Genomic DNA, 20,188 nt, shown 5'->3' with positions numbered 1-20,188 from the left:
GTCAGTCGACCCGGACCGCCAGCGTGGCCACGACCGCGTCGGTCCGGTTGCGCAGCGCCGCCGTGAGGACCGGGCCGCGCGGATTGTGCAGCACGCGGTGCCACCAGTGCCTGGCCTCGACCTGGGCGACCAGCACGGTGACCGCCCGGCCGCGCGCGGTCTGTTTGCGCACGTAGCCGACCAGGGTCGCCACCAGGCTGCGGTGCGGACAGGGCAGCACCACCAGCGGAACGCCCGGACTCCAGCGTTCCCAGTGTTCGGAGAGCCGGTCGGTGGAGGCCGGATCGATGCGCGCGGCGACCGCGACGATCTCGCCGCGCATCCGCAGCGCGGCGATCAACGCCCGGTAGGTGACCTCGCTCATCGTCACCACCGGCACCACCACCAGTTCCCGCTCCGCACTGTCCACCCGCGGTTTCGGCGGCAACTCGCCCAAGCGGAGTTGACCGGCGACGTCGCGGTAGTAGTTCTCCACGTGCGCGAACTGCAGGACCAGCGTGGGGATGATGATCAGCAGCAGCCACGCGCCCTCGGTGAACTTCTCGACCAGCAGCACCAGGGCGGCGACCGAGGTCAGCAGCGCCCCGAAGCCGTTGAGCGCGGCGCGTGCCCGCCACCGCGCGCCGCGTTCGCGCCACCAGTGCCGCACCAACCCGGTCTGGCACAGCGTGAACCCGATGAACACCCCGACCGCGTAGACGGGTAGCAGCCGATGGGTCTCGGCGTCCACCGCGAGCAGCACCAGTGCCGCGACCACCGCCAGCGCGGTCACCCCTAGCCGGAACACCGGACGTTCCGAGCGCAGGGCGAACAGCGACGGCACACGGCGATCCTTGGCCAGCAGCGACAGCAGGATCGGCAGCCCGCCGAAACTGGTGTTGGCCGCCAGCACCAGCACCGCGGTCACCGCGAGATTGGTCAGGTAGAACAGCCAACCCGTGCCGAACGCCGCGGCCGCCAACTGCGCGAGGATGGTCACGTCCTCGCGCGGCACCACCTCGTGCACCCGGATCAGCCACGCCAGACCCAGCAGCAGACCGCCGAGCAGCAACCCGAGCGCCACCTCGGTGTGCTGGGCGCGGCGCACCCGGGGCGCGCGGAAGGACGGGACGGCGTTCGCGATCGCCTCCACGCCGGTCAGCGCGGAACAACCCGCCGCGAACGCCTTGAGCACCAGCACGACGCCGAGCGCGACGACCGGATCGAACGCGGTGTGCGCGGTACCGATCACCGCGACCGGATGGGGACGAGTCAGCCCGACGACGATGACCGCCACGATCAGCCCGACGAACAGGATCGCCGGACCCGCCAGCACCTTGGCCGATTCGGCGATGCCGATCAGGTTCACCGCCGTCAGCACCGCCAGGCCGAGCAGCGTCATCGGCAGCAGTTCGTCGGCCAACGCCGGAAACGCGCTGGCCAGACTCGCCGCGCCCGCCGAGAGACTCACCGCGACCGTCAGCACGTAGTCCACGACCAGACTCGCCGCCGCCAACAGCGCCGCGCCGCGGCCTAGTTGGCGTCCGGCCACCGCGTACGCGCCGCCGCCGTCCGGATGCACGGCGATGACCTGCCGATACGACAGCACCAGCACCAGCAGCAGCGCGGTGATCGCGCAGGCGATCGGGAACGTCAGCGTGACCGAGGCGACCCCTGCGGTGATCAGCACCAGCACGATCGCCTCGGGGCCGTAGGCGACACTCGACAGCGCGTCCAACGACAGTGCCGCCAGACCCCCGAAGGCGGTCAGGCGATAGCGGTCGCCCGCGTGCATCCGGCGCGCGCGACGATCGGCGATCGGCAGTTCCTTGGACGCGCTCGGGGTATCGCCCACGGCGACCATTCAACGTCGTCCGCCCGGGGTGACCAGTCCGCCACACCGGGGGTGCCGGAATCGGTGCGGCGAGCGGAGGTTCAGCTCTTCGCCGGTGTCACCCGCGACGGCGAGTTCCCGCCCACGCCGAGCAGGCCCGGGGTGACGGCGTCGATCACGCGGTAGGCGTCGGCCAGCGGCAGGTCGATCACCAAGTAGCGCTTCTTGCCCGCGGCGGTGGCGGCGACGAGCGTGGCCACCCCGGAGCGGCGTTGCCAATACGAGCGGCTGACGGTCCAGCCGATGATGCCGGGGCCTTGTAGACAGTCGCGGTCGCGGTCGAGCGACCCGGAGCGGGTGATCAGCCAGGCGGGGCTGTGCGCGGTGGCGGGAATGACGGCGTGGCCGAGCCCCCGGTAGCGGTCCTCGGCCAGTGCGGCGGCGAGGGCGGCGGTCACGGCGGGCAGGGTCCACCACCAGGGCGAGAACGACACGTCGATCAGGTTCAGCACCAACAGAAACGCCGCCGCGATACCGGGCAGGGTGAGCGCGCGGGTGTAGCGCCTGCGCCGCGCGACCGGCCCGTGCGCGAGCAACGGCGCTGTGCCCTGCGCGCTGACCGAACCCGTGGTCGAGGACTCCGACGTCCGGCCGCCCTTGTGCTCGTCGCCTGTCGCGGGATTCGCCGCGGGCCTCACACGGCCCGGCGATCCGGCTCCGGGATGCCCTGTGGATGAAACGATGCCGAGGGTTCCGGCCCCCTCCGTCGCGGGCGTGCCGTCGGTGCCGACGTGCCCTGTGTCGCCTCGCGTCCCGGATTCCACCGTTCCCCCGCGCGGGGCGAGCAATTCGGTGAGCGTGCGTTCGACGGCGGCGCGCGGGGCCTGCGGCAGCAGTTTCTGACGGGCGTTCTCGCCGACCATGATCGCTTCGAGTTCCGCGCCGCCCGCCCAGCGCAGCAGCAGCGGTTCGTTGACGGTCGCGCCGCGGAAACGCGCCAGGTCCAGAGTGATCTGGCGGGTGGTGAACAGGCCGTGGCGAATGTGCAGGGTGCGGTCGTCGTCCAGGACGCGCAGCCTGTGGTAGGTGGTGAGGTAGCGGGTGCACGCGGCCAGGCTGACCAGCGCGACGACGGCGGCGAGCAGGCCCAGCACGGCGGCGGCGATCAGCGCGGCCGTGCCCTCCTCGATGGTGTGCGCGGCGTCGGAGCTGAACACGATCTCGCCTAGCCCGTACTGGAAGCCGACGCCGACGATGGGCGCGATGACGGCGAATCCGGTGAGCGAGAGCGGCGCGTAGCGCACCCAGGCGGGCTGCCAGTGCCCGATCTCGCGACCGCGCGGGTGATCCTCGGCCGCACCGGGTTCGGGTGCTTCGCCCGGGTCCGGTGCGTTCAGGTGGTCGAGCAGGGTGGCGCGCAGCGCGGGGACCGACCGCTGGTCGAGCGAGTCGAGGCGGAACTTCTCGCCGGTGTCGGCCTGCTGGCCGGTGCCGAGCACCACCACCGCGAGCCCGAGCCCACGGTGCAGCAGGTCGGATTCGATGTCGACCGAGCGGATGCGCGAACGCGGCACCGACAGCGTGCGCCGCTGCACGAGTCCGGTGCGCAACTCGACGTGGGTCGGGCCGATCCGGTAGGTGGTGGTGAACCAGCGGGTCAGCGCGAAGCCGACGATCAGCAGCAGGGGGATCAGACTCCACCCGTGGTTGCCGCTGCTGGTGCCGAGGATCAGCATGCCGATCAGCACCGGGACGAATTTCACCACCTCGGTGACCGGGTGCACCAGCAGCATGCGCTTGTCCAACCGCAGCCAGGCGCTCGGCGCGGGTGCGCTCACGTGGCGTCACCGCGGTGCAGGGCCGCGATCTCGGTCAGTCGGGTCACCGTCCGCTCGGCGACGTCCAGATCGAGTGCCTCGATGCGCACCGCGCCCGCCGAGGAGGCGGTGGTGACCGTCACCGTGGCCAGTCCGAGCAGGCGTTCCAGCGGGCCGCGTTCGGTGTCGACGGTCTGCACCCGCGAGATCGGCGCGACCCGGTTCTCCTGGGTCAGCCAGCCGACCCGGGTGTAGACGGCCTCGTCGGTGACCTCCCAGCGGTGCACGGCGTAGCGCCACAGCGGCACCACCCCGATCGACCAGATCCCCAGGGCCAGCACCGCGAGCGCGGCCACGGCCTGCCAGCCCCGGCGGCCGTCGTCCAGTACCGCCCACACCACCAGGGCGGCGAGCGGGAACAGCCAGGACAGGCTCGAGCGCAACGCCCACAGCCCCTTGGCGCGTGGACTGGGACGCCAGGCCGGATCGGCCAGGAGGGTGCGCGGAGGCGACATGCTGCCATCGTGGCACGAACCTCCGCGCGCGTCCCGCGACGAATGCGGTCGTCACCGGCACGCGCGGCGCGGTGTTCGACGCGCGCGTCCGGCGCGAGGGTTCTGACGTGCGCGGCAGGCGCGGCGTCGCGCGTCGTGGAATAACCCCGCCGCGGCCCGGGGTTGTGCTGCTGACGCGCGTTCCGGCGCACCGGAGGGAGACAGCGAAGGATGGTTGGCGCATGATCGAGGGCGTGACCGAGCTAGCGACACCCAGTGTTCCCCCGGCGCCGCCGACACCGTCGGCCATGCGTCGAGCGCTGCGCCGCGCGCGAGACGGCGTGACGTTGAACGCGGACGAGGCGACGGTGCTGCTGCACGCCCGCGGCGAGGAGCTGGTCGATCTGTGCCGCAGCGCGGCCAGAGTGCGCGACGCCGGACTGGAATCGGCCGGTCGGCCGGGCACGATCAGCTACTCGCGCAACGTGTTCATCCCGTTGACCAGGCTGTGTCGCGATCGCTGCCACTACTGCACCTTCGTCACCGTGCCGGGCAAGTTGCGCGCCGAGGGCGCGGGCATGTTCCTCGAACCCGACGAGGTGCTCGAGATCGCCAGGCAGGGTGCGGCGTTGGGCTGCAAGGAAGCGCTGTTCACCCTCGGCGACCGGCCCGAGGACCGCTGGCCGGAGGCGGCGCAGTGGCTCGACGAGCGCGGTTACGACTCCACCCTGGACTATCTGCGCGCGGTCTCGATCCTGGTGCTGGAGGAGACGGGTCTGCTGCCGCATCTGAATCCGGGCGTGATGAGCTGGGCGGAGATCTCGCGACTCAAGCCGGTGGCGCAGTCGATGGGCATGATGCTCGAGACCACCTCGACAAGACTGTTCACCGAGAAGGGGCAGTGCCATCACGGCAGCCCCGACAAGGACCCGGCGGTGCGGTTGCGCGCGATCACCGACGCGGGCAGGCTCTCGGTGCCCTACACCACCGGCATCCTGGTCGGCATCGGCGAGACGCTCGCCGAGCGCGCCGATTCGATCATGGCTATCCGCAAGCAGCACAAGGCGTTCGGGCACATCCAGGAAGTCATCATCCAGAACTTCCGCGCCAAGGACGACACCGCGATGCGCGACGCGCCCGATGCCGGATTCGAGGAGTTCCGCGCCACCATCGCGGTGACCAGGCTGCTGCTCGGCCCGGACGTTCCGGTGCAGGCGCCGCCGAATCTGGTGTCGGAAGCGGAATGCCTGGCGCTGCTCGAGGCGGGCATCGACGACTGGGGCGGGGTGTCGCCGGTGACGCCGGACCATGTCAACCCGGAGCGTCCGTGGCCGAATCTGGACACGTTGCGCGCGATCACCGAGGCGGGCGGTTTCCGCCTGGTCGAGCGCACCTCCGCGCATCCGAAGTACGTGCGCGCGGGCAATCCGTGGATCGATCCGCGCATCGGCGCGCACGTCGCCGCGCTGACCGATCCGGCGACGGGTCTGGCCGATCCGGAGGCGATGCCGGTCGGGCTGCCCTGGCAGGAGCCCGACGAGTCCTGGGAATCGGTGGGCCGGGTCGATCTGAACACCGACATCGACGTCACCGGCCGCAACACCGAGAGCCGCAGCGATTCCGGTCTCGGACAGGACGTGCTCGGCGCGTTCGGCGACTGGGACACCATCCGCGAACAGGCCAAGGGCCTGACCTCGGCCGCGCCGGAGCGGCTCGACGCCGACGTGCTGGCCGCGCTGCGGGCCGCGGAGAAGGACCCGGCCGGCCTCTCGGACGCGGAGTATCTGGCGCTGGCCACCGCCGACGGCGCCGACCTGGACGCGGTGGCCGCGCTGGCCGACCGACTGCGCCGCGAGGTCTCCGGCGACGAGGTGACCTACGTGGTGAACCGGAACATCAACTTCACCAACATCTGCTACACCGGTTGCCGCTTCTGCGCGTTCGCCCAGCGCAAGGGCGACGCCGACGCGTTCACCCTGAGCACCGAGGAGGTCGCCGACCGCGCCTGGGAGGCGCACGTCGACGGGGCCACCGAGGTCTGCATGCAGGGCGGCATCGATCCGGATCTGCCGGTCACCGGGTACGCGGATCTGGTGCGCGCGGTCAAGCGCCGGGTGCCCTCGATGCACGTGCACGCGTTCTCGCCGATGGAGATCGTCAACGGCGCCTCGCGCGGCGGGCAGAGCATCCGGGATTGGCTGGTCGCGCTCAAGGAAGCCGGGCTGGACACCATTCCCGGCACGGCCGCGGAGATCCTCGACGACGAGGTCCGCTGGGTGCTGACCAAGGGCAAGCTGCCCGCCTCGGCCTGGATCGAGGTGGTCACCACGGCACACCAGGTGGGGCTGCGGTCCAGTTCGACCATGATGTACGGGCACGTCGACAGCCCGAAGCACTGGGTGGGTCACCTGCGGGTGCTGCGCGGAATCCAGGACGAGACAGGCGGATTCACCGAATTCGTACTGCTGCCCTTCGTGCACCAGAGCGCACCGCTGTATCTGGCGGGCGCGTCGCGGCCGGGGCCGACGATCCGCGACAACCGCGCCGCGCACGCGCTGGCGCGCATCATGTTGCACGGCCGCATCCACAACATCCAGACCAGCTGGGTGAAACTCGGAACCCCGGGTACCCGCGTCATGCTCCAAGGTGGAGCGAACGATCTGGGCGGAACCCTCATGGAGGAGACCATCTCCCGGATGGCGGGCTCTCAGCACGGCTCGGCCAAGACCGTCGCCGAGTTGCACGAGATCGCCGAGGGCATCGGGCGTCCGGTCCGCGAGCGGACCACCGTCTACGGCCGGGTCGAACGCAGCGCGCCGTTGCTGCCGTTGGCGACAGGCTGAGGCTATCGGCTGTTCCGCACTCGCCCGACCGCGGGCGGATCGGACGGCGCGGCACTACGATCATAGGTGTCGCGCCGACGTCGGCGGACCGATTCGGCGCCATCTACCGGGGGCGGAACGGGAAAAGTTAGGGCAGGCTGACCGGTGATCCCGCGGGGTGCCGGGATAGGGTTTCGCAGGCGGACCATTCCCGCAGGTGAGGACAGACTAGGAGAGCGGCAGTGCCGTACATCATCGCTGAACCGTGCGTTGACGTGAAGGACAAGGCATGCATCGAGGAATGCCCCGTGGACTGCATCTACGAGGGTGGCCGCATGCTCTACATCCATCCCGACGAGTGCGTTGACTGTGGTGCATGTGAACCCGTGTGCCCGGTGGAGGCGATCTTCTACGAGGACGACACGCCGGACCAGTGGAGCGGTTACGTGAACGCCAACGTCGATTTCTTCGACGAACTCGGTTCTCCCGGCGGCGCCACCAAGGTCGGCAAGGTGGAGCACGACCCGCCGTTCATCAAAGAGCTTCCCCCGATGGGCCAGTGAGCGCGCACGTGGCTCTACGCACACGTCGCGCCCGGGTCAGCGACCTGCTGCCCGACTTCCCTTGGGACACCCTCGCGGCGGCCAAGGCCGAGGCGGCGGCCCATCCCGGCGGCATCGTCGACTTGTCGGTCGGCACCCCGGTCGACCCGGTCGACCCGCTCATCCGGGCGGCGCTGGCCTCGGTCGCCGAGGTCCCCGGTTACCCCACCACGCACGGCACACCGGAACTGCGCGCCGCCGCCGTCGAGGCGTTGGCGCGGCGCTACGGGATCACCGGCGTCGATCCGGCCGCGGTGCTCCCGGTCATCGGCACCAAGGAACTGATCGCCGGACTGCCTCGTCTGCTCGGTCTGGGGCCCGCCGATCTGGTGGTCATCCCCGAGGTGGCCTACCCGACCTACGAAGTCGGCGGCCTGCTCGCCGGCACGCAGATCGTGCGCGCCGACGGTCTGACCCAGCTGGGTCCGCGTGATCCGGCGCTGATCTACGTCAACTCGCCGGCCAATCCGACCGGCAAGGTGCTCGGTGTCGACCATCTGCGCAAGGTAGTCGCCTTCGCCCGCGAACGCGGCGCGATCGTGGCCTCCGACGAGTGCTACCTGGGTCTGAGCTGGGAGGGCCGCGCGGTCTCGCTGCTCGATCCCGAGGTGTGCGACGGCGATCACACCGGCCTGCTGGCCGTGCACTCGCTGTCCAAGACGTCGAATCTGGCCAGCTACCGGGCCGGCTTCGTCGCGGGCGACCCGGAGTTGGTGGCCGAACTGCTCGAGGTGCGCAAGCACGCGGGCATGATCGTGCCGTTCCCGGTGCAGGCCGCGATGACGGCCGCGCTCGGCGACGACGCGCACGAGGCCGACCAGCGCGAACGCTATCGGGCCCGCCGGGAGACGCTGCGGGCGGCGCTGCTGTCGGCCGGGTTCCGCATCGATCATTCCGAGGCGGGCCTGTACCTGTGGGCGACGCTGGGCGAGAACTGCCGGGTCACCGTGGATCGGCTGGCTCGGCACGGCATCCTGGCCGCGCCCGGCGATTTCTACGGTCCGACGGGTGTGGAGCACGTGCGGATCGCGTTGACGGCGAGCGACGAACGAATCGCCGCCGCGGCCGAACGCCTGCGTGCCTTCGCCTGACCCGATCCCGACACCGACACTCCGTGTCGGTCCGCACGACGCGGTGCGCTCACGGCGCTAGCCTGGGGTATGGACGCTGTCACGGTTGTCCCCACCCCGACGAACGAGCCGGTGCACACCTACGCACCGGGCAGTCGGGAGCGTGATCTGCTGCTCGCCGAACTGGCCCGGATCTCCGCCGAATCCGTCGACGTCCCGTTGGTCGTCGGCGGGAAGCATCGGCCGGGGATCGGGGAACGGCACAGCATCGTCGCGCCCCACCGGCACTCCCACGTCCTGGGGACCTACACCGATACCACCCATTCCGAAGCGCGCGTCGCGATCGAGGCGGCCCAGGCCGCCGCTCCCGGTTGGCGCGCGCTGCCCTTCGACGAACGGGCGGCGATCCTGCTGCGCGCGGCCGATCTGCTGGCCGGGCCGTGGCGGGAGACGATCGCCGCCGCCACCATGCTCGGGCAGTCGAAATCGGCGATCCAGGCCGAGATCGACGCCCCGTGCGAACTGGTGGACTTCTGGCGGTTCAACGTCGCCTTCGCCCGCGACATCCTGGCCCAGCAGCCGCAGTCCTCGCCCGGGGTGTGGAATCGGCTGGAGTACCGGCCGCTGGAAGGGTTCGTCTACGCGATCACCCCGTTCAACTTCACCGCGATCGCGGGCAATCTGCCCACCGCGCCCGCGCTGATGGGCAACACGGTCCTGTGGAAGCCCTCGCCGACCCAGACCCTCGCGGCCTTCTACACCATGCGCCTGCTGGAGGCGGCGGGCCTGCCGCCCGGCGTGATCAACCTGGTGACCGGTGACGGTGTCGCGGTGTCGGAGGTGGCGCTGACCGATCCGCGCCTGGCGGGCATCCACTTCACCGGGTCGACCGCCACCTTCCAGTACCTGTGGCAGCAGGTGGGCGCGAATATCGGCCGCTACCACGGGTATCCGCGGTTGGTCGGGGAGACCGGCGGCAAGGATTTCATCGTCGCGCATCCCTCGGCCGATTCGGACGCGTTGCGCACCGCGCTGATTCGCGGCGCGTTCGAGTACCAGGGGCAGAAGTGTTCGGCGGCGTCGCGCGCCTACATCCCGCGCTCGGTGTGGCGGGTGATGGGCGACGATTTCCTGGACCTGACGGCGAACCTGCGCTACGGCGATATCGCCGACCTGTCGAATTTCGGTGGCGCGCTGATCGATCGGCGCGCCTACGACAAGAACACCGCCGCGATCGCCAGGGCTCGCGACGCCGGGCTGACCATCCCGGTCGGCGGCGAGGGTGACGACGGCGAGGGCTATTTCGTCCGACCGACGGTGCTGATCTCCGACGACCCGCGCGACCCTTCGTTCACCACCGAGTACTTCGGCCCGATCCTGTCGGTGTACGTCTACGACGACGCCGAACCCGGCTCCTACGCCGCGATCCTGGCCGAGGTGGAGTCGGCCGCGCCCTACGCGCTGACCGGCGCGATCTTCGCCCAGGACCGGTACGCGGTCCAGCAGGCGTCGGCGGCGCTGCGGTTCGCGGCGGGCAACTTCTACGTCAACGACAAGCCGACCGGCGCGGTGGTGGGGCAGCAGCCTTTCGGTGGCGCGCGCGCCTCGGGCACCGACGACAAGGCGGGCTCGCCGCTGAACCTGCTGCGCTGGGTGGCGCCGCGCACGATCAAGGAGACTTTCGCACCGCCGGTCGAGTACCGGTATCCGCACATGGACTGACGGGTGGGACGACACAGGAGGCGCCGATGCGAGTGACCGTGCTGAACCGATCCCCGCGGGCGCGACGGTGAATCCGCTGCGTCCGGTCATCCTGGCGGCGGCCGGTTCGCCGCGGATGAAACGCGTGCTGACCGGCACCTCGATTACCGCCGAGATCGTGCGGCGGTTCGTGGCGGGGGAGACCCGCGCCGAATTGCTGCCGGTGGTCGCCGGGTTGCTGGGCGAGGGCCGGATGATCAGCGTCGATTTCCTGGGGGAGAACACCACCGACCGGGGGCGGGCGGAGGCGACGGTCGCGGAGTACCTGTCGCTGATCGACCAGGTGGCGGCGCTCTCGCGTCCGGATTCGTCGGAGTTCGAGGCGGCGCCGGTGGAGGTCTCGGTGAAGCTCTCGGCGCTCGGTCAGGCGCTGCCGGGCGACGGTCCCGCGATCGCCACCGACAATCTGGCGACGCTGTGCCGCAAGGCCGCCGAGGCGGGGGTGTGGGTCAGTGTGGACGCCGAGGACCACACCACCACCGACGCCACCTTGGCCGCGGTGCGCGCGCTGCGTCCGGAGTTCCCGGAGTTGGGCGCGGTGCTCCAGGCGTATCTGCACCGCACCGAGGCCGACTGCGCCGAATTCGCCGGCCCCGGTTCGCGGATCCGGCTGTGCAAGGGGGCTTACCGCGAACCGGCGGGCGTGGCGTTCCAGAAGGCGACCGAGGTCACCGACGCCTATCTGGCCTGCCTGGAGGTGCTGATGTCCGGGTCGGGCTATCCGATGGTGGCCAGCCACGATCCGGTGGTGATCGTGGCGGCGGAGGCGATGGCCGCCGAATCCGGGCGGCCCGCCCACCGCTTCGAGCATCAGATGCTCTACGGCGTGCGCACCGCGGAACAGGCTCGGCTGACCGCTGCGGGCTACGGGATGCGGGTCTACATCCCGTACGGCGTCGAGTGGTACGGCTACCTGACCCGTCGGTTGGCCGAGCGGCCCGCCAATCTCGCGCTGTTCCTGCGCGCGCTGGTGGGCGACTGATCAGATGAGCGGCTTGCCCAGCAGGTAGCGCCTGCGCATGTCCCACAGGAACACGTTGAGCGGGAACAGTCGGGCGTGCTTGGGCATCTTGCGGTAGAACGACCCGGTGGTGCGCAGCATCGCGTTCATGACCTGGTCGTCCCACGGGCTCCAGCGCAGTCCCATCTCCTGGCGCACGTGTTCGGGGAGCAACCCGGTGACGAAGAAGCGCTGCATCGGCGCGAAGACGCGGATCGGCTTGGCGACCATCTTCAGATCGATCAGGTTGTTGAAGAACTGCCTGGTCGGCTCATCGATGGATTTGGTCGCCAGTTCGGCGTCCCAGTACTCCTGGAAGGCGGCGGTGTCGGCGGGCCACATGTCCCGGCGCATCTGCAAGGTGCTGCCGAGGCGGTGCGCGTACTGGTAGAAGACCTCGCGGGTGTCCGCGTCGAGCGGGCCGTGCAGGCGCTCCTCGAGGTCGACCACGCCCCAGTAGAGGCAGGCCGCGACCCAGAGTTGGAGTTTCGGGTCGAAGGCGTTGTATTCGACCGGGCTGTCGGCGTTGGAGCGCACGAATCGGTGCGCGCCGTTGACGGCTTCCTTGTAGACCTTCTTGTCGCGGTCGGTGCCCATCAGGGCCACGGCGAGGTAGGTGAGGGTGGTGCGCAGCCGCTTCCACGGGTGTACGGCGATGCTGCCCGATTCGACGGGGCTCTCCATGACGCCGTAGGCGACGGGGGTCAGGCTCAGCTGCATGACGACGTTGGCCGTGCCGCCCAGGAAGGCGGCGATGCCGGTCCAGAACTCCGGCATGTCGAAGTCCTCGGCGGTTCCGTAGCGGCAGGTGAGTGCCTGCTCCGGCTCGGGCGTCGGTGCGCGCAGGGGCAGCACGGTCATCGATGACCTCATCTCTCGTTTGTCGTCCGCGTTGACGGTAAGTGAGAAGGTTGTACCCCAACCTTCTCATCGTGTCGGTAGACTGTCAATCGGGATGGAACCCGCGAGCACCTGACGTCATGCGATGCTTGGTGCGTCATCGTTTCTCGGCACTAGACCATGGAGGGGTTGGACACCTATGGCCAGGCTGACCAAGTTGCTGCCGCTGGTACGCAGCGCGAACACCGACGACCAGCACCAGACCCACGTGCTGGACGCCGCGCTGCTGGCATTCCTGGACTTCGGCATCAAGCGCACCAGCATGGTCGAGGTCGCGCGGCGCTGCGGACTGTCACTGGCCACGCTCTACCGCCGCTTCGCCAGCAAATCCGATCTCATCCAGGCCGTCGCGCTGCGTCAGACCCGCGATTTCATCGACGAGGTGGACGCGGTACTGCAACGCCAGGTCGACCGCGACGCAGGCGCCGAGGAACAGATCGTCGAACTGTTCGCCGCGTTCATCAACGGACTGCGCGGCAACAAACTCGTGCACCGACTGCTGGCCACCGAACCCGAACTGGTGCTGCCGTTCCTCACCACCCGCGGTGCGCCGATCATCGAACTCGGCCGCGACTACCTCGCCGAATTCGTCACCCGACTCCAGGGTGAGGGCAAACTGCCCGCCTACGACCCGGAACCGATGGCCGAGATGATCGCGCGCACCGCGGTGTCGCTGGCGCTGACCCCGCAGACGGTCATGCCGTTGCACGACGAGCGGGCGATCCGCCAGTTCGCCCGCGACCACGTCGTGGTCTCCTTCCGCGCGGGGCAGTCCGGCTAGACCAGCGAGCGGCCCATCCGGCGGCGCAGGCGCAGATCCCACAGGAACGCCTGCACCGGCAAGGTCTTGAGCTGCTTGGGGATCCGGTCCTCGACCGCCCCGACGGCGGTGAGCAGGCGGGCCAGTCGGCGCTCGTCGCGGTCGGTCCACGGCATCCCCATCTGCTCGCGCAGCGGGGCGGGCAGCAAACCCGCCACCACCCAGCGGTGCAGGCGACCCATGCTCGCGTGCACGGGCCACGGGAACATCTTCAGATCCACGATGTCGTCGAGCATCGCGCGCACCGGCGGATCGATCCGGGCCTGGGCCAACTGGGCGTCCCAGTACCGCTGGAAGGCGGCCAGGTCCGGCGGCCACAGCCCGGTCGGCATCTGCAGGGTGCTGCCCAGTCGCTCGGAGAACCGGTACAGCGCCTCGGCGTCGGCGGGGTCGAGCGGGCCGTGCATGCGCTCGGACAGGTCGCGCGAACCCCAATACAGGCAGGCGGCGACCCACAGTTGCAGGCGCTGGTCGAAGGCGTTGTACTTCACCGGACTCGACGGACCGGAACGGACCATGCGGTGCACGCTGTTGACGGCCTCGCGGTAGGCGGCGCGCTCGTCGTCGTCGCCGAGCAGGGCCACCGCGAGGTAGGTGAGGGTGGTGCGGGTCCGCTTGATCGGATGCCGCATGAGATTGCCGGATTCGACCGGGCTCTCCAGCACGCCGTGTCCGACGGCGGGCGCACTCAACTGCATGATGACGTTGGCGGCCGCGCCGAACAGGGCGGCCGAGCCGTCCAGGTGGTCGCGGATGTCGAATTCGGCGGTGGGCGCGGGCCCGGCGGCGGGCAGTGGGCTGGTCATCTCGACCTCCCGATCTCGTCGTTGAGAAAGTTGTGCATAAACCGTCTCACCGTATCGGTGGAGTGTCAATGGTCATACCGGACAGCCGCACCCGCGACCGGTCGGCGGCCCGAAGCGCAGTAGCGTGAACGGATGTCGTTCGGTCCGCCGCCGTTGCTGCTCCGCTCCCTCGACCCGCGCGCCCTGGCCGCGGGCGCCGACATCCCCGACGCGCTCACCATCGACGGCGCGACGCTCTCGCGCGGCGACCTGCTCGGCGCGGCGACCTCGGTGGCCGAACGCGTCGCCCGCGCCGACCGCGTCGCGGTGCTGGCCGCGCCCACCGTCACCACCGTGCTCGCGGTCGTCGGTTGCCTGCTCGCCGGCGTGACCGTCGTTCCGGTGCCGCCGGATTCGGGCACCGCCGAACGCGAGCACATCCTCGCCGACTCCGGCGCGCAAGCGTGGCTGGGCCCCGCCCCGGAAGGCAGCGCGCTGCCCGTCATCCCGGTGCGCGTCCACGCCCGCTCCTGGCACACCTATCCCGAACCCGACCCGGCGGCAACCGCTTTCGTGCTCTACACCTCCGGAACCACCGGTCTGCCCAAGGGCGTCGTGCTCAGCCGCGCGGCCATCGCGGCGGGCCTGGACGCACTCGCCGACGCCTGGTCCTGGACGGCGAGAGACACCCTTGTGCACGGACTTCCGCTGTTCCACGTGCACGGGCTGATCCTGGGCGTGCTCGGCCCGCTGCGCGTCGGAAGCCCACTCGTGCACACCGGCAAACCCACCCCGAGCGCCTACGCCGACGCGCGCGGCACCCTCTACTTCGGCGTTCCTACGGTCTGGTCACGGATCGTCGAGGACCCCGACTCGGCGCGTCGCCTGTCCGGCGCGCGCCTGCTGGTCTCCGGCAGCGCGCCGCTGCCCGTCCCCGTCTTCGAGAAACTCCGGGCGCTGACCGGACACGCGCCGGTCGAGCGCTACGGCATGAGCGAAACCCTCATCACGCTGTCCACCCGCGCCGACGGCGAACGCCGCCCCGGCTGGGTCGGCACCCCGCTGGCGGGCGTGCGCACCCGACTGCGCGACGAATCCGGGGCCGAGGCGCCGCACGACGGCGAGAGCGTCGGCTCCCTCGAGGTCAGCGGCCCGATGCTCTTCGACGGCTACCTGGGCCTGCCCGAGGTGACCGCGGCGAGCTGGACCGGGGACGGTTGGTTCCGCACCGGCGACGTGGCCGTCATCGATGCCGAGGGCTTCCACCGCATCGTCGGCCGCGAATCGGTCGACCTCATCAAATCCGGCGGCTACCGCATCGGCGCGGGCGAGGTGGAGACCGTCCTGCTCGAACATCCGGCCGTGGCCGAGGCCGCCGTCGTCGGTCTGCCCGACGACGACCTCGGCCAGCGCGTGGTGGCCTTCGTGGTACCGCGCGCGGCGGCCGAGGACGGTCTGGACGCCACGCTCATCGCCCATGTGGGCGAACGCCTCTCCGCGCACAAGCGTCCCCGCGAGGTGCGGTTGGTCGCCGACCTGCCCCGCAACGCGATGGGCAAGGTGCAGAAGAAGCAGCTGAGCTGAGGCTCGGTCGTCGCCGGGGTCAGTCGTTGGCGTGCAGGTCGGCGTTGAGCTCGATGCCGGTGCCCTTGCGCGTCACGACCTCGACCGCGCCGGACTGCGAATTGCGGCGGAACAGCAGGTTGTCGCGGCCCGCGAGTTCGGCGGCCTTGACCACCGTGCCGTCGGCGAGCCGGACCTTGGTGCCCGCGGTGACGTAGAGACCGGCCTCGACCACGCAGTCGTCGCCCAGCGGGATGCCGACGCCCGCGTTCGCGCCCAGCAGCGACCGCTCGCCGATCGAGATGACGGTGGTGCCGCCGCCGGACAGGGTGCCCATGATCGACGCGCCGCCGCCGACGTCGGAGCCGTCGCCGACCACCACGCCCGCCGAGATGCGCCCTTCCACCATGGAATTGCCCAGGGTGCCCGCGTTGAAGTTGACGAAGCCCTCGTGCATGACGGTGGTGCCGGAGGCCAGGTGCGCGCCCAGGCGGACCCGGTCGGCGTCGCCGATGCGCACACCCGTGGGGATCACGTAGTCGACCATGCGCGGGAACTTGTCGACGCTGTAGACGGTGACGGGGCCGCGGGCGCGCAACTTGGCCCGGGTGACCTCGAAGCCCTCCACGGCGGCCGGGCCGTGGTTGGTCCACACCACGTTGCTGAGCAGACCGAACTGGCCGTCCAGGTTGACCTGGTGCGGGGCGACGAGCCGGTGCGAGAGCAGATGCAGGCGCAGGTAGACGTCGTGGGCGTCGATCGGGGCGGCCGACAGGTCGGCGACGACGGTGCGCACCGCGATCACCTCGACGTCGCGCGCCTCGTCACGGCCGAGCAGCGCCGCGTACTGCTCGGGAGCCTCGTCGAGCCGCTTGGTACCGGTGTCGCCGAACTCGCCCAGCTCGGGGCTCGGGTACCAGGTGTCCAGAACCGTGCCGTCCGCGGTCACGTTGGCGATACCGACCGCTGATGCTCCCTTGATGCTCACGTCGACAGAGGTTACCGACCTGCGGGCCGCCGTGGTGCAGGCACCTGCGCCGAACCGGCCACACCCCTCCGTAGGGTGGAGCGGTGAGCATCGACCTGCGCGCCGACCCCGTCGACCTGACCGCCGCCCTGGTGGACATCCCCAGCGTCTCGCTCGACGAGGCCGCCATCGCCGACGTGGTGGAGCGGGCCCTGCGCGAGCAGACCGCCGGATTCGAGGTGCTGCGGCACGGCAACACCGTGCTGGCCCGCACCGACCACGGGCTGCCGAACCGGGTCGTCCTTGCCGGTCACCTGGACACCGTGCCGATCGCCGACAACGTGCCCAGCGGGCGCGCCACCGATGCCGACGGCGCGCCGGTCATGTTCGGCTGCGGCACCGTCGACATGAAATCCGGCGACGCGGTCTTCCTGCACCTGGCCGCGACCGTGACCGACCCGGTGTGCGATCTCACGCTGATCTTCTACGACGCCGAGGAGATCGCCGCCGAGCACAACGGCCTGGGCCGCGTCGAACGCGAACTGCCGGAGTGGCTGGACGGCGATCTGGCGATCCTGGGCGAACCCTCCGGGGGGTGGATCGAAGCGGGCTGCCAGGGCACCGCGCGACTGCGGGTCCGCACCGCGGGCGTGCGCGCGCATTCGGCGCGATCGTGGCTGGGCGACAACGCCATCCACCGTCTCGCCCCGGTGCTGGGCCGACTCGCCGACTACCGGGGCAGGCAGGTCGACATCGACGGCTGCGTCTACCGGGAGGGCCTGTCGGCGGTGCGCGTGGCGGGCGGCGTCGCGGGAAACGTGGTGCCCGACGCCGCCGAGTTGGACGTCAATTTCCGGTTCGCGCCGGACCGTTCGGTGGACGAGGCCGTCGCTCACGTCCGGGAGGTGTTCGCGGGTCTGGATCTCGACATCGAGGTCACCGATTCCGCGCCGGGCGCGCTGCCGGGGCTGACCGCGCCCGCCGCCGCCGACCTGATCGCCTCGGTGCGGGCGCACGGGGGCGGCGGTGTGCGCGCCAAATACGGCTGGACCGACGTCTCGCGTTTCGCGGCCCGCGGCATCCCGGCCGTGAATTTCGGCCCCGGCGACCCGAACCTGGCGCACAAGCGCGACGAGCACGTGCCGCTGCGGCAGATCACCGACGTCACCGCGATGCTGCGCTCCTACCTGACCGGCGGGCACTGACCTGCCCGGGCACGGTCGGGGGCGTTGCCCCGAATACGCCCGGCGTTGGCCCGGTGGTTCGGTGCGGGCGATGTCGATCCCGGTAGCGTGGAGGTCATGTCTACCGACGCCGCAGACCCCGGGGTTGCCAGCTCGCGGAAGTCGACTCCCAAGTATCGCGGGCCGATAATGTTCCGCCGCGACCGCAAGGACGGCCTGGGCACCGCCGACCAGAACCTGCTCGACCGCCACGAACCCGGCGACTGGGTGCACACCGACCCGTGGCGGGTGCTGCGCATCCAGGCCGAATTCGTCGAGGGGTTCGGCGCGCTGGCCGAGGTGCCGCGCGCGGTAGCGGTGTTCGGGTCCGCGCGCACACCGGCCGACCACCCGGAATACGAGGCCGGGCGCGCCCTCGGAGCGGCGCTGGCCAGGTCCGGTTTCGCGGTGATCACCGGCGGCGGACCGGGCGCGATGGAGGCGGTCAACCGCGGCGCGTCCGAGGTGGGCGGCTACTCGATCGGGCTCGGCATCGAACTGCCCTTCGAGCAGAGCCTCAACGACTGGGTCGATCTGGGCATCAACTTCCGGTACTTCTTCGCCCGCAAGACCATGTTCGTGAAGTACTCGCAGGCTTTCGTCTGCCTGCCCGGCGGATTCGGCACCCTCGACGAACTGTTCGAGGCGCTGACGCTGGTGCAGACCCGCAAGATCACCCAGTTCCCGATCATCCTGTTCGGCACGAGATATTGGGCGGGCCTGGTGGATTGGCTGCGCGATTCGCTGGGCGGGTCGGGCAAGATCTCCCCGGGCGATCTGGACCTGCTGCACGTCACCGACAGTGTCGAGGAGGTCGTGTCGATCGTGTTGGCCGCCGCCGAGGCGGGCGGCGCCGCCGACGCGCTCGGCACGGAGGACCAGTGGTGAGCCCTTCCGGTTTCGCGCTGTGCGTGTACTGCTCGGCGGGCACCGTCGAACCCGACGCCATCGCGCTGGCCGCCCGCGTGGGCACCGAGATCGCCCGGCGCGGTTGGCGTCTGGTCTCCGGCGGCGGACACGTCTCGATGATGGGCGCGGTCGCCACCGCCGCGCGCGCGGGCGGCGCGAGCACCCTCGGCGTGATCCCGAAACACCTGGTGCACAAGGAAGAAGCCGATGTGCACTCCGACGAACTCGTGGTCACCGACACCATGCGCCAACGCAAGCAGATCATGGAACAGCGCGCCGACGCCTTCCTGACCCTGCCCGGCGGCATCGGCACCCTCGAGGAGTTCTTCGAGACCTGGACCGGCGGCTACCTGGGCGAACACGACAAACCCGTGGTCCTGCTGGACGCCGAGGGCTTCTACGGCGGATTGCTGAGCTGGATCGGGCAACTGCACGAGCGCGGTTTCGTCAGCCCGCACGCCCTCGGCAGGCTGATCGTCGCCCCCGATGTCCCCTCGGCCTTCGCCGCGCTGGAGACCGCCCTCACCCCGGCCCCCGATGAGGAGAACCCGCTCCGTTGAGTTCCGAGAAATCCGATACCGTCAGCCTTCTCGATCTCGCCGCGGCCCTGCCCGGGATGGCCTTGGACGCCCCCGGCATGCTGCGCAACGTCCTCGGGATGCTGGTGCGTCCCGGCGACCGGGCCTCGGTGGGGTTGTTCTTCCAACGCCGCGCGCACCGTCATCCGCAACGGGAGTTCCTGCGCTTCGAGGGCCGCGGCTATACCTATCAGCGCGCCAACGCCGAGGTGAACCGGTTCGCCCACGTTCTGGCCGATCGTGGCGTCGGCCGCGGCGACGTGGTCGGGGTGCTGTGCGGCAACCGCCCCGAGGCGCTGCTGATCGCGCTGGCCACGGTGAAACTCGGCGCGACCGTGGGTCTGCTCAACCACAATCAGCGCGGCGCGGTGCTCGCGCACAGTCTCGGCCTGCTCGACAGCGTGGTCACCGTCGTCGGCGAGGAATGCGCGGACGCGCTGGACTCGCTGGACGAACCGGTGCGCAACGCGATGTCGGTCGGCGAGCTGCTCGACGCCGCCGAACACGCCGACCCGGCCGATCCGCCGATCTGCGCGAAGATCACCGCCCGCGAACGCGCTTTCCTGATCTTCACCTCCGGCACCACCGGCATGCCCAAGGCCAGCGTCATGACCCACCTGCGCTGGACCAAGAGCATGTCGGGGCTCGGCGGGCTCGGCATCCGCCTGCGCGGCGACGACGTCCTGTACTGCCCGCTGCCGCTCTACCACAACAACGCGCTCACGGTCGCGCTGTCGGCGGTGCTGGCCAACGGGGCCACCTACGCCCTCGGCCGCAAGTTCTCGGCCTCCGGTTTCTGGGACGAGGTCATCCGCGAGAAGGCCACGGGCTTCGTCTACATCGGCGAACTGTGCCGCTACCTGCTCAACCAGCCGCCGAAGCCGACCGACCGCGAACACCGGATCCGCCTCGCGGTCGGCAACGGGTTGCGGCCGGAACTGTGGGACGAATTCAGCCAGCGCTTCGGGATCCGCCGCATCGTCGAGTTCTACGGGGCCAGCGAGGCCCCGCTGGCCTTCGTCAACGCGTTCGGCGTCGACCGCACCGCCGGTTTCGGCCCGCTG

Annotated in this window: 17 protein-coding genes; 11 read left to right on the top strand and 6 right to left on the bottom strand. The window is 70.5% G+C overall.

What is annotated here, in order from left to right; genetic code table 11:
* Position 1: 1 nt before the first annotated feature.
* From ON30_RS21945 to ON30_RS21935, 3 genes are all read right to left on the bottom strand, one after another.
* Complete coding sequence (locus ON30_RS21945) at positions 2-1,843, bottom strand: APC family permease (protein ID WP_051029747.1); 1,842 nt, start codon at positions 1,841-1,843, stop codon at positions 2-4.
* A gap of 71 nt (positions 1,844-1,914) precedes the next feature.
* Positions 1,915-3,651 carry a PH domain-containing protein gene (locus ON30_RS41200; RefSeq protein ID WP_051029745.1) on the bottom strand — a complete coding sequence of 579 codons (1,737 nt, stop codon included), beginning with the start codon at positions 3,649-3,651 and terminating at the stop codon, positions 1,915-1,917.
* Positions 3,648-4,145 (bottom strand): PH domain-containing protein, encoded by a 498-nt coding sequence (locus ON30_RS21935; RefSeq protein WP_040709720.1) that lies wholly within the window; start codon positions 4,143-4,145, stop codon positions 3,648-3,650. Before ON30_RS21935 ends, ON30_RS41200 begins: the two co-directional genes overlap by 4 nt.
* A gap of 221 nt (positions 4,146-4,366) precedes the next feature.
* Between ON30_RS21935 and ON30_RS21930 the strand changes: the two genes are divergently transcribed.
* From ON30_RS21930 to ON30_RS21910, 5 genes are all read left to right on the top strand, one after another.
* The gene (locus ON30_RS21930) at positions 4,367-6,967 is read left to right on the top strand and encodes a bifunctional FO biosynthesis protein CofGH (RefSeq protein WP_040709718.1); all 2,601 of its coding nucleotides are present in this window, start codon (positions 4,367-4,369) and stop codon (positions 6,965-6,967) included.
* A gap of 221 nt (positions 6,968-7,188) precedes the next feature.
* Positions 7,189-7,509 (top strand): ferredoxin, encoded by a 321-nt coding sequence (fdxA, locus tag ON30_RS40680; RefSeq protein ID WP_040709716.1) that lies wholly within the window; start codon positions 7,189-7,191, stop codon positions 7,507-7,509.
* An 8-nt stretch (positions 7,510-7,517) separates the two neighbouring features.
* Positions 7,518-8,639 (top strand): succinyldiaminopimelate transaminase, encoded by a 1,122-nt coding sequence (gene dapC / locus ON30_RS21920; RefSeq protein WP_040709820.1) that lies wholly within the window; start codon positions 7,518-7,520, stop codon positions 8,637-8,639.
* Positions 8,640-8,708: 69 nt separating this feature from the next.
* Positions 8,709-10,340: an L-glutamate gamma-semialdehyde dehydrogenase gene (pruA, locus tag ON30_RS21915; protein WP_040709714.1), complete on the top strand. Its 1,632-nt coding sequence runs from the start codon at positions 8,709-8,711 to the stop codon at positions 10,338-10,340.
* A gap of 115 nt (positions 10,341-10,455) precedes the next feature.
* Positions 10,456-11,361, top strand: coding sequence for a proline dehydrogenase family protein (locus ON30_RS21910; RefSeq protein ID WP_051029773.1), 906 nt, complete (start codon positions 10,456-10,458; stop codon positions 11,359-11,361).
* Here ON30_RS21910 and ON30_RS21905 read toward each other — a convergent pair whose 3' ends face one another.
* On the bottom strand, positions 11,362-12,240 hold the full coding sequence (locus ON30_RS21905) for an oxygenase MpaB family protein (RefSeq protein WP_040709711.1): 879 nt from the start codon (positions 12,238-12,240) through the stop codon (positions 11,362-11,364).
* Positions 12,241-12,418: 178 nt separating this feature from the next.
* Here ON30_RS21905 and ON30_RS21900 point away from each other — a divergent pair, with 178 nt between their 5' ends.
* On the top strand, positions 12,419-13,060 hold the full coding sequence (locus tag ON30_RS21900) for a TetR/AcrR family transcriptional regulator (protein ID WP_040709710.1): 642 nt from the start codon (positions 12,419-12,421) through the stop codon (positions 13,058-13,060).
* Here the strand turns inward: ON30_RS21900 and ON30_RS21895 are convergent.
* Entirely contained in the window at positions 13,057-13,905 is an 849-nt protein-coding gene (locus ON30_RS21895; RefSeq protein WP_040709708.1) for an oxygenase MpaB family protein, read from the bottom strand. The genes ON30_RS21900 and ON30_RS21895 overlap by 4 nt on opposite strands.
* A 132-nt stretch (positions 13,906-14,037) precedes the next feature.
* Between ON30_RS21895 and ON30_RS21890 the strand changes: the two genes are divergently transcribed.
* Positions 14,038-15,468 carry an acyl-CoA synthetase gene (locus tag ON30_RS21890; protein ID WP_040709706.1) on the top strand — a complete coding sequence of 477 codons (1,431 nt, stop codon included), beginning with the start codon at positions 14,038-14,040 and terminating at the stop codon, positions 15,466-15,468.
* Positions 15,469-15,487: 19 nt separating this feature from the next.
* On the opposite strand, the gene dapD is transcribed toward ON30_RS21890, so the two are convergent.
* Positions 15,488-16,435: a 2,3,4,5-tetrahydropyridine-2,6-dicarboxylate N-succinyltransferase gene (dapD, locus tag ON30_RS21885; RefSeq protein ID WP_040709704.1), complete on the bottom strand. Its 948-nt coding sequence runs from the start codon at positions 16,433-16,435 to the stop codon at positions 15,488-15,490.
* A gap of 83 nt (positions 16,436-16,518) precedes the next feature.
* Between dapD and dapE the strand changes: the two genes are divergently transcribed.
* From dapE to ON30_RS21865, 4 genes are all read left to right on the top strand, one after another.
* Positions 16,519-17,619 (top strand): succinyl-diaminopimelate desuccinylase, encoded by a 1,101-nt coding sequence (gene dapE, locus ON30_RS21880; RefSeq protein WP_040709702.1) that lies wholly within the window; start codon positions 16,519-16,521, stop codon positions 17,617-17,619.
* A 96-nt stretch (positions 17,620-17,715) separates the two neighbouring features.
* The gene (locus tag ON30_RS21875; protein WP_040709818.1) at positions 17,716-18,525 is read left to right on the top strand and encodes an LOG family protein; all 810 of its coding nucleotides are present in this window, start codon (positions 17,716-17,718) and stop codon (positions 18,523-18,525) included.
* A complete protein-coding gene (locus ON30_RS21870) occupies positions 18,522-19,106 on the top strand; it encodes an LOG family protein (RefSeq protein ID WP_083911597.1) in 585 nt (194 codons plus the stop codon). The genes ON30_RS21875 and ON30_RS21870 overlap by 4 nt, the downstream gene beginning before the upstream one ends.
* Before the next feature lie 56 nt (positions 19,107-19,162).
* A partial coding sequence (locus tag ON30_RS21865) for an AMP-binding protein (RefSeq protein WP_157183808.1) occupies positions 19,163-20,188 on the top strand: 1,026 nt, incomplete at its 3' end.

The sequence above is a fragment of the Nocardia takedensis NBRC 100417 genome (assembly GCF_000308695.1).
GTDB classification, from domain to species: Bacteria; Actinomycetota; Actinomycetes; order Mycobacteriales; family Mycobacteriaceae; genus Nocardia; species Nocardia takedensis.
The sequence above is the reverse complement of the archived record's forward strand: the minus strand, read 5'-3'. Positions and strand labels throughout refer to the sequence as shown.

Coding starts and splice junctions, on each gene's coding strand:
- ON30_RS21945 (WP_051029747.1), bottom strand. CDS start 1,843: ATGGTCGCCGTGGGCGATACCCCGAGCGCGTCCAAGGAACTGCCGATC.
- ON30_RS21935 (WP_040709720.1), bottom strand. CDS start 4,145: ATGTCGCCTCCGCGCACCCTCCTGGCCGATCCGGCCTGGCGTCCCAGT.
- ON30_RS21930 (WP_040709718.1), top strand. CDS start 4,367: ATGATCGAGGGCGTGACCGAGCTAGCGACACCCAGTGTTCCCCCGGCG.
- pruA (WP_040709714.1), top strand. CDS start 8,709: ATGGACGCTGTCACGGTTGTCCCCACCCCGACGAACGAGCCGGTGCAC.
- ON30_RS21910 (WP_051029773.1), top strand. CDS start 10,456: ATGAAACGCGTGCTGACCGGCACCTCGATTACCGCCGAGATCGTGCGG.
- ON30_RS21905 (WP_040709711.1), bottom strand. CDS start 12,240: ATGACCGTGCTGCCCCTGCGCGCACCGACGCCCGAGCCGGAGCAGGCA.
- ON30_RS21900 (WP_040709710.1), top strand. CDS start 12,419: ATGGCCAGGCTGACCAAGTTGCTGCCGCTGGTACGCAGCGCGAACACC.
- ON30_RS21895 (WP_040709708.1), bottom strand. CDS start 13,905: ATGACCAGCCCACTGCCCGCCGCCGGGCCCGCGCCCACCGCCGAATTC.
- ON30_RS21890 (WP_040709706.1), top strand. CDS start 14,038: ATGTCGTTCGGTCCGCCGCCGTTGCTGCTCCGCTCCCTCGACCCGCGC.
- ON30_RS21875 (WP_040709818.1), top strand. CDS start 17,716: ATGTCTACCGACGCCGCAGACCCCGGGGTTGCCAGCTCGCGGAAGTCG.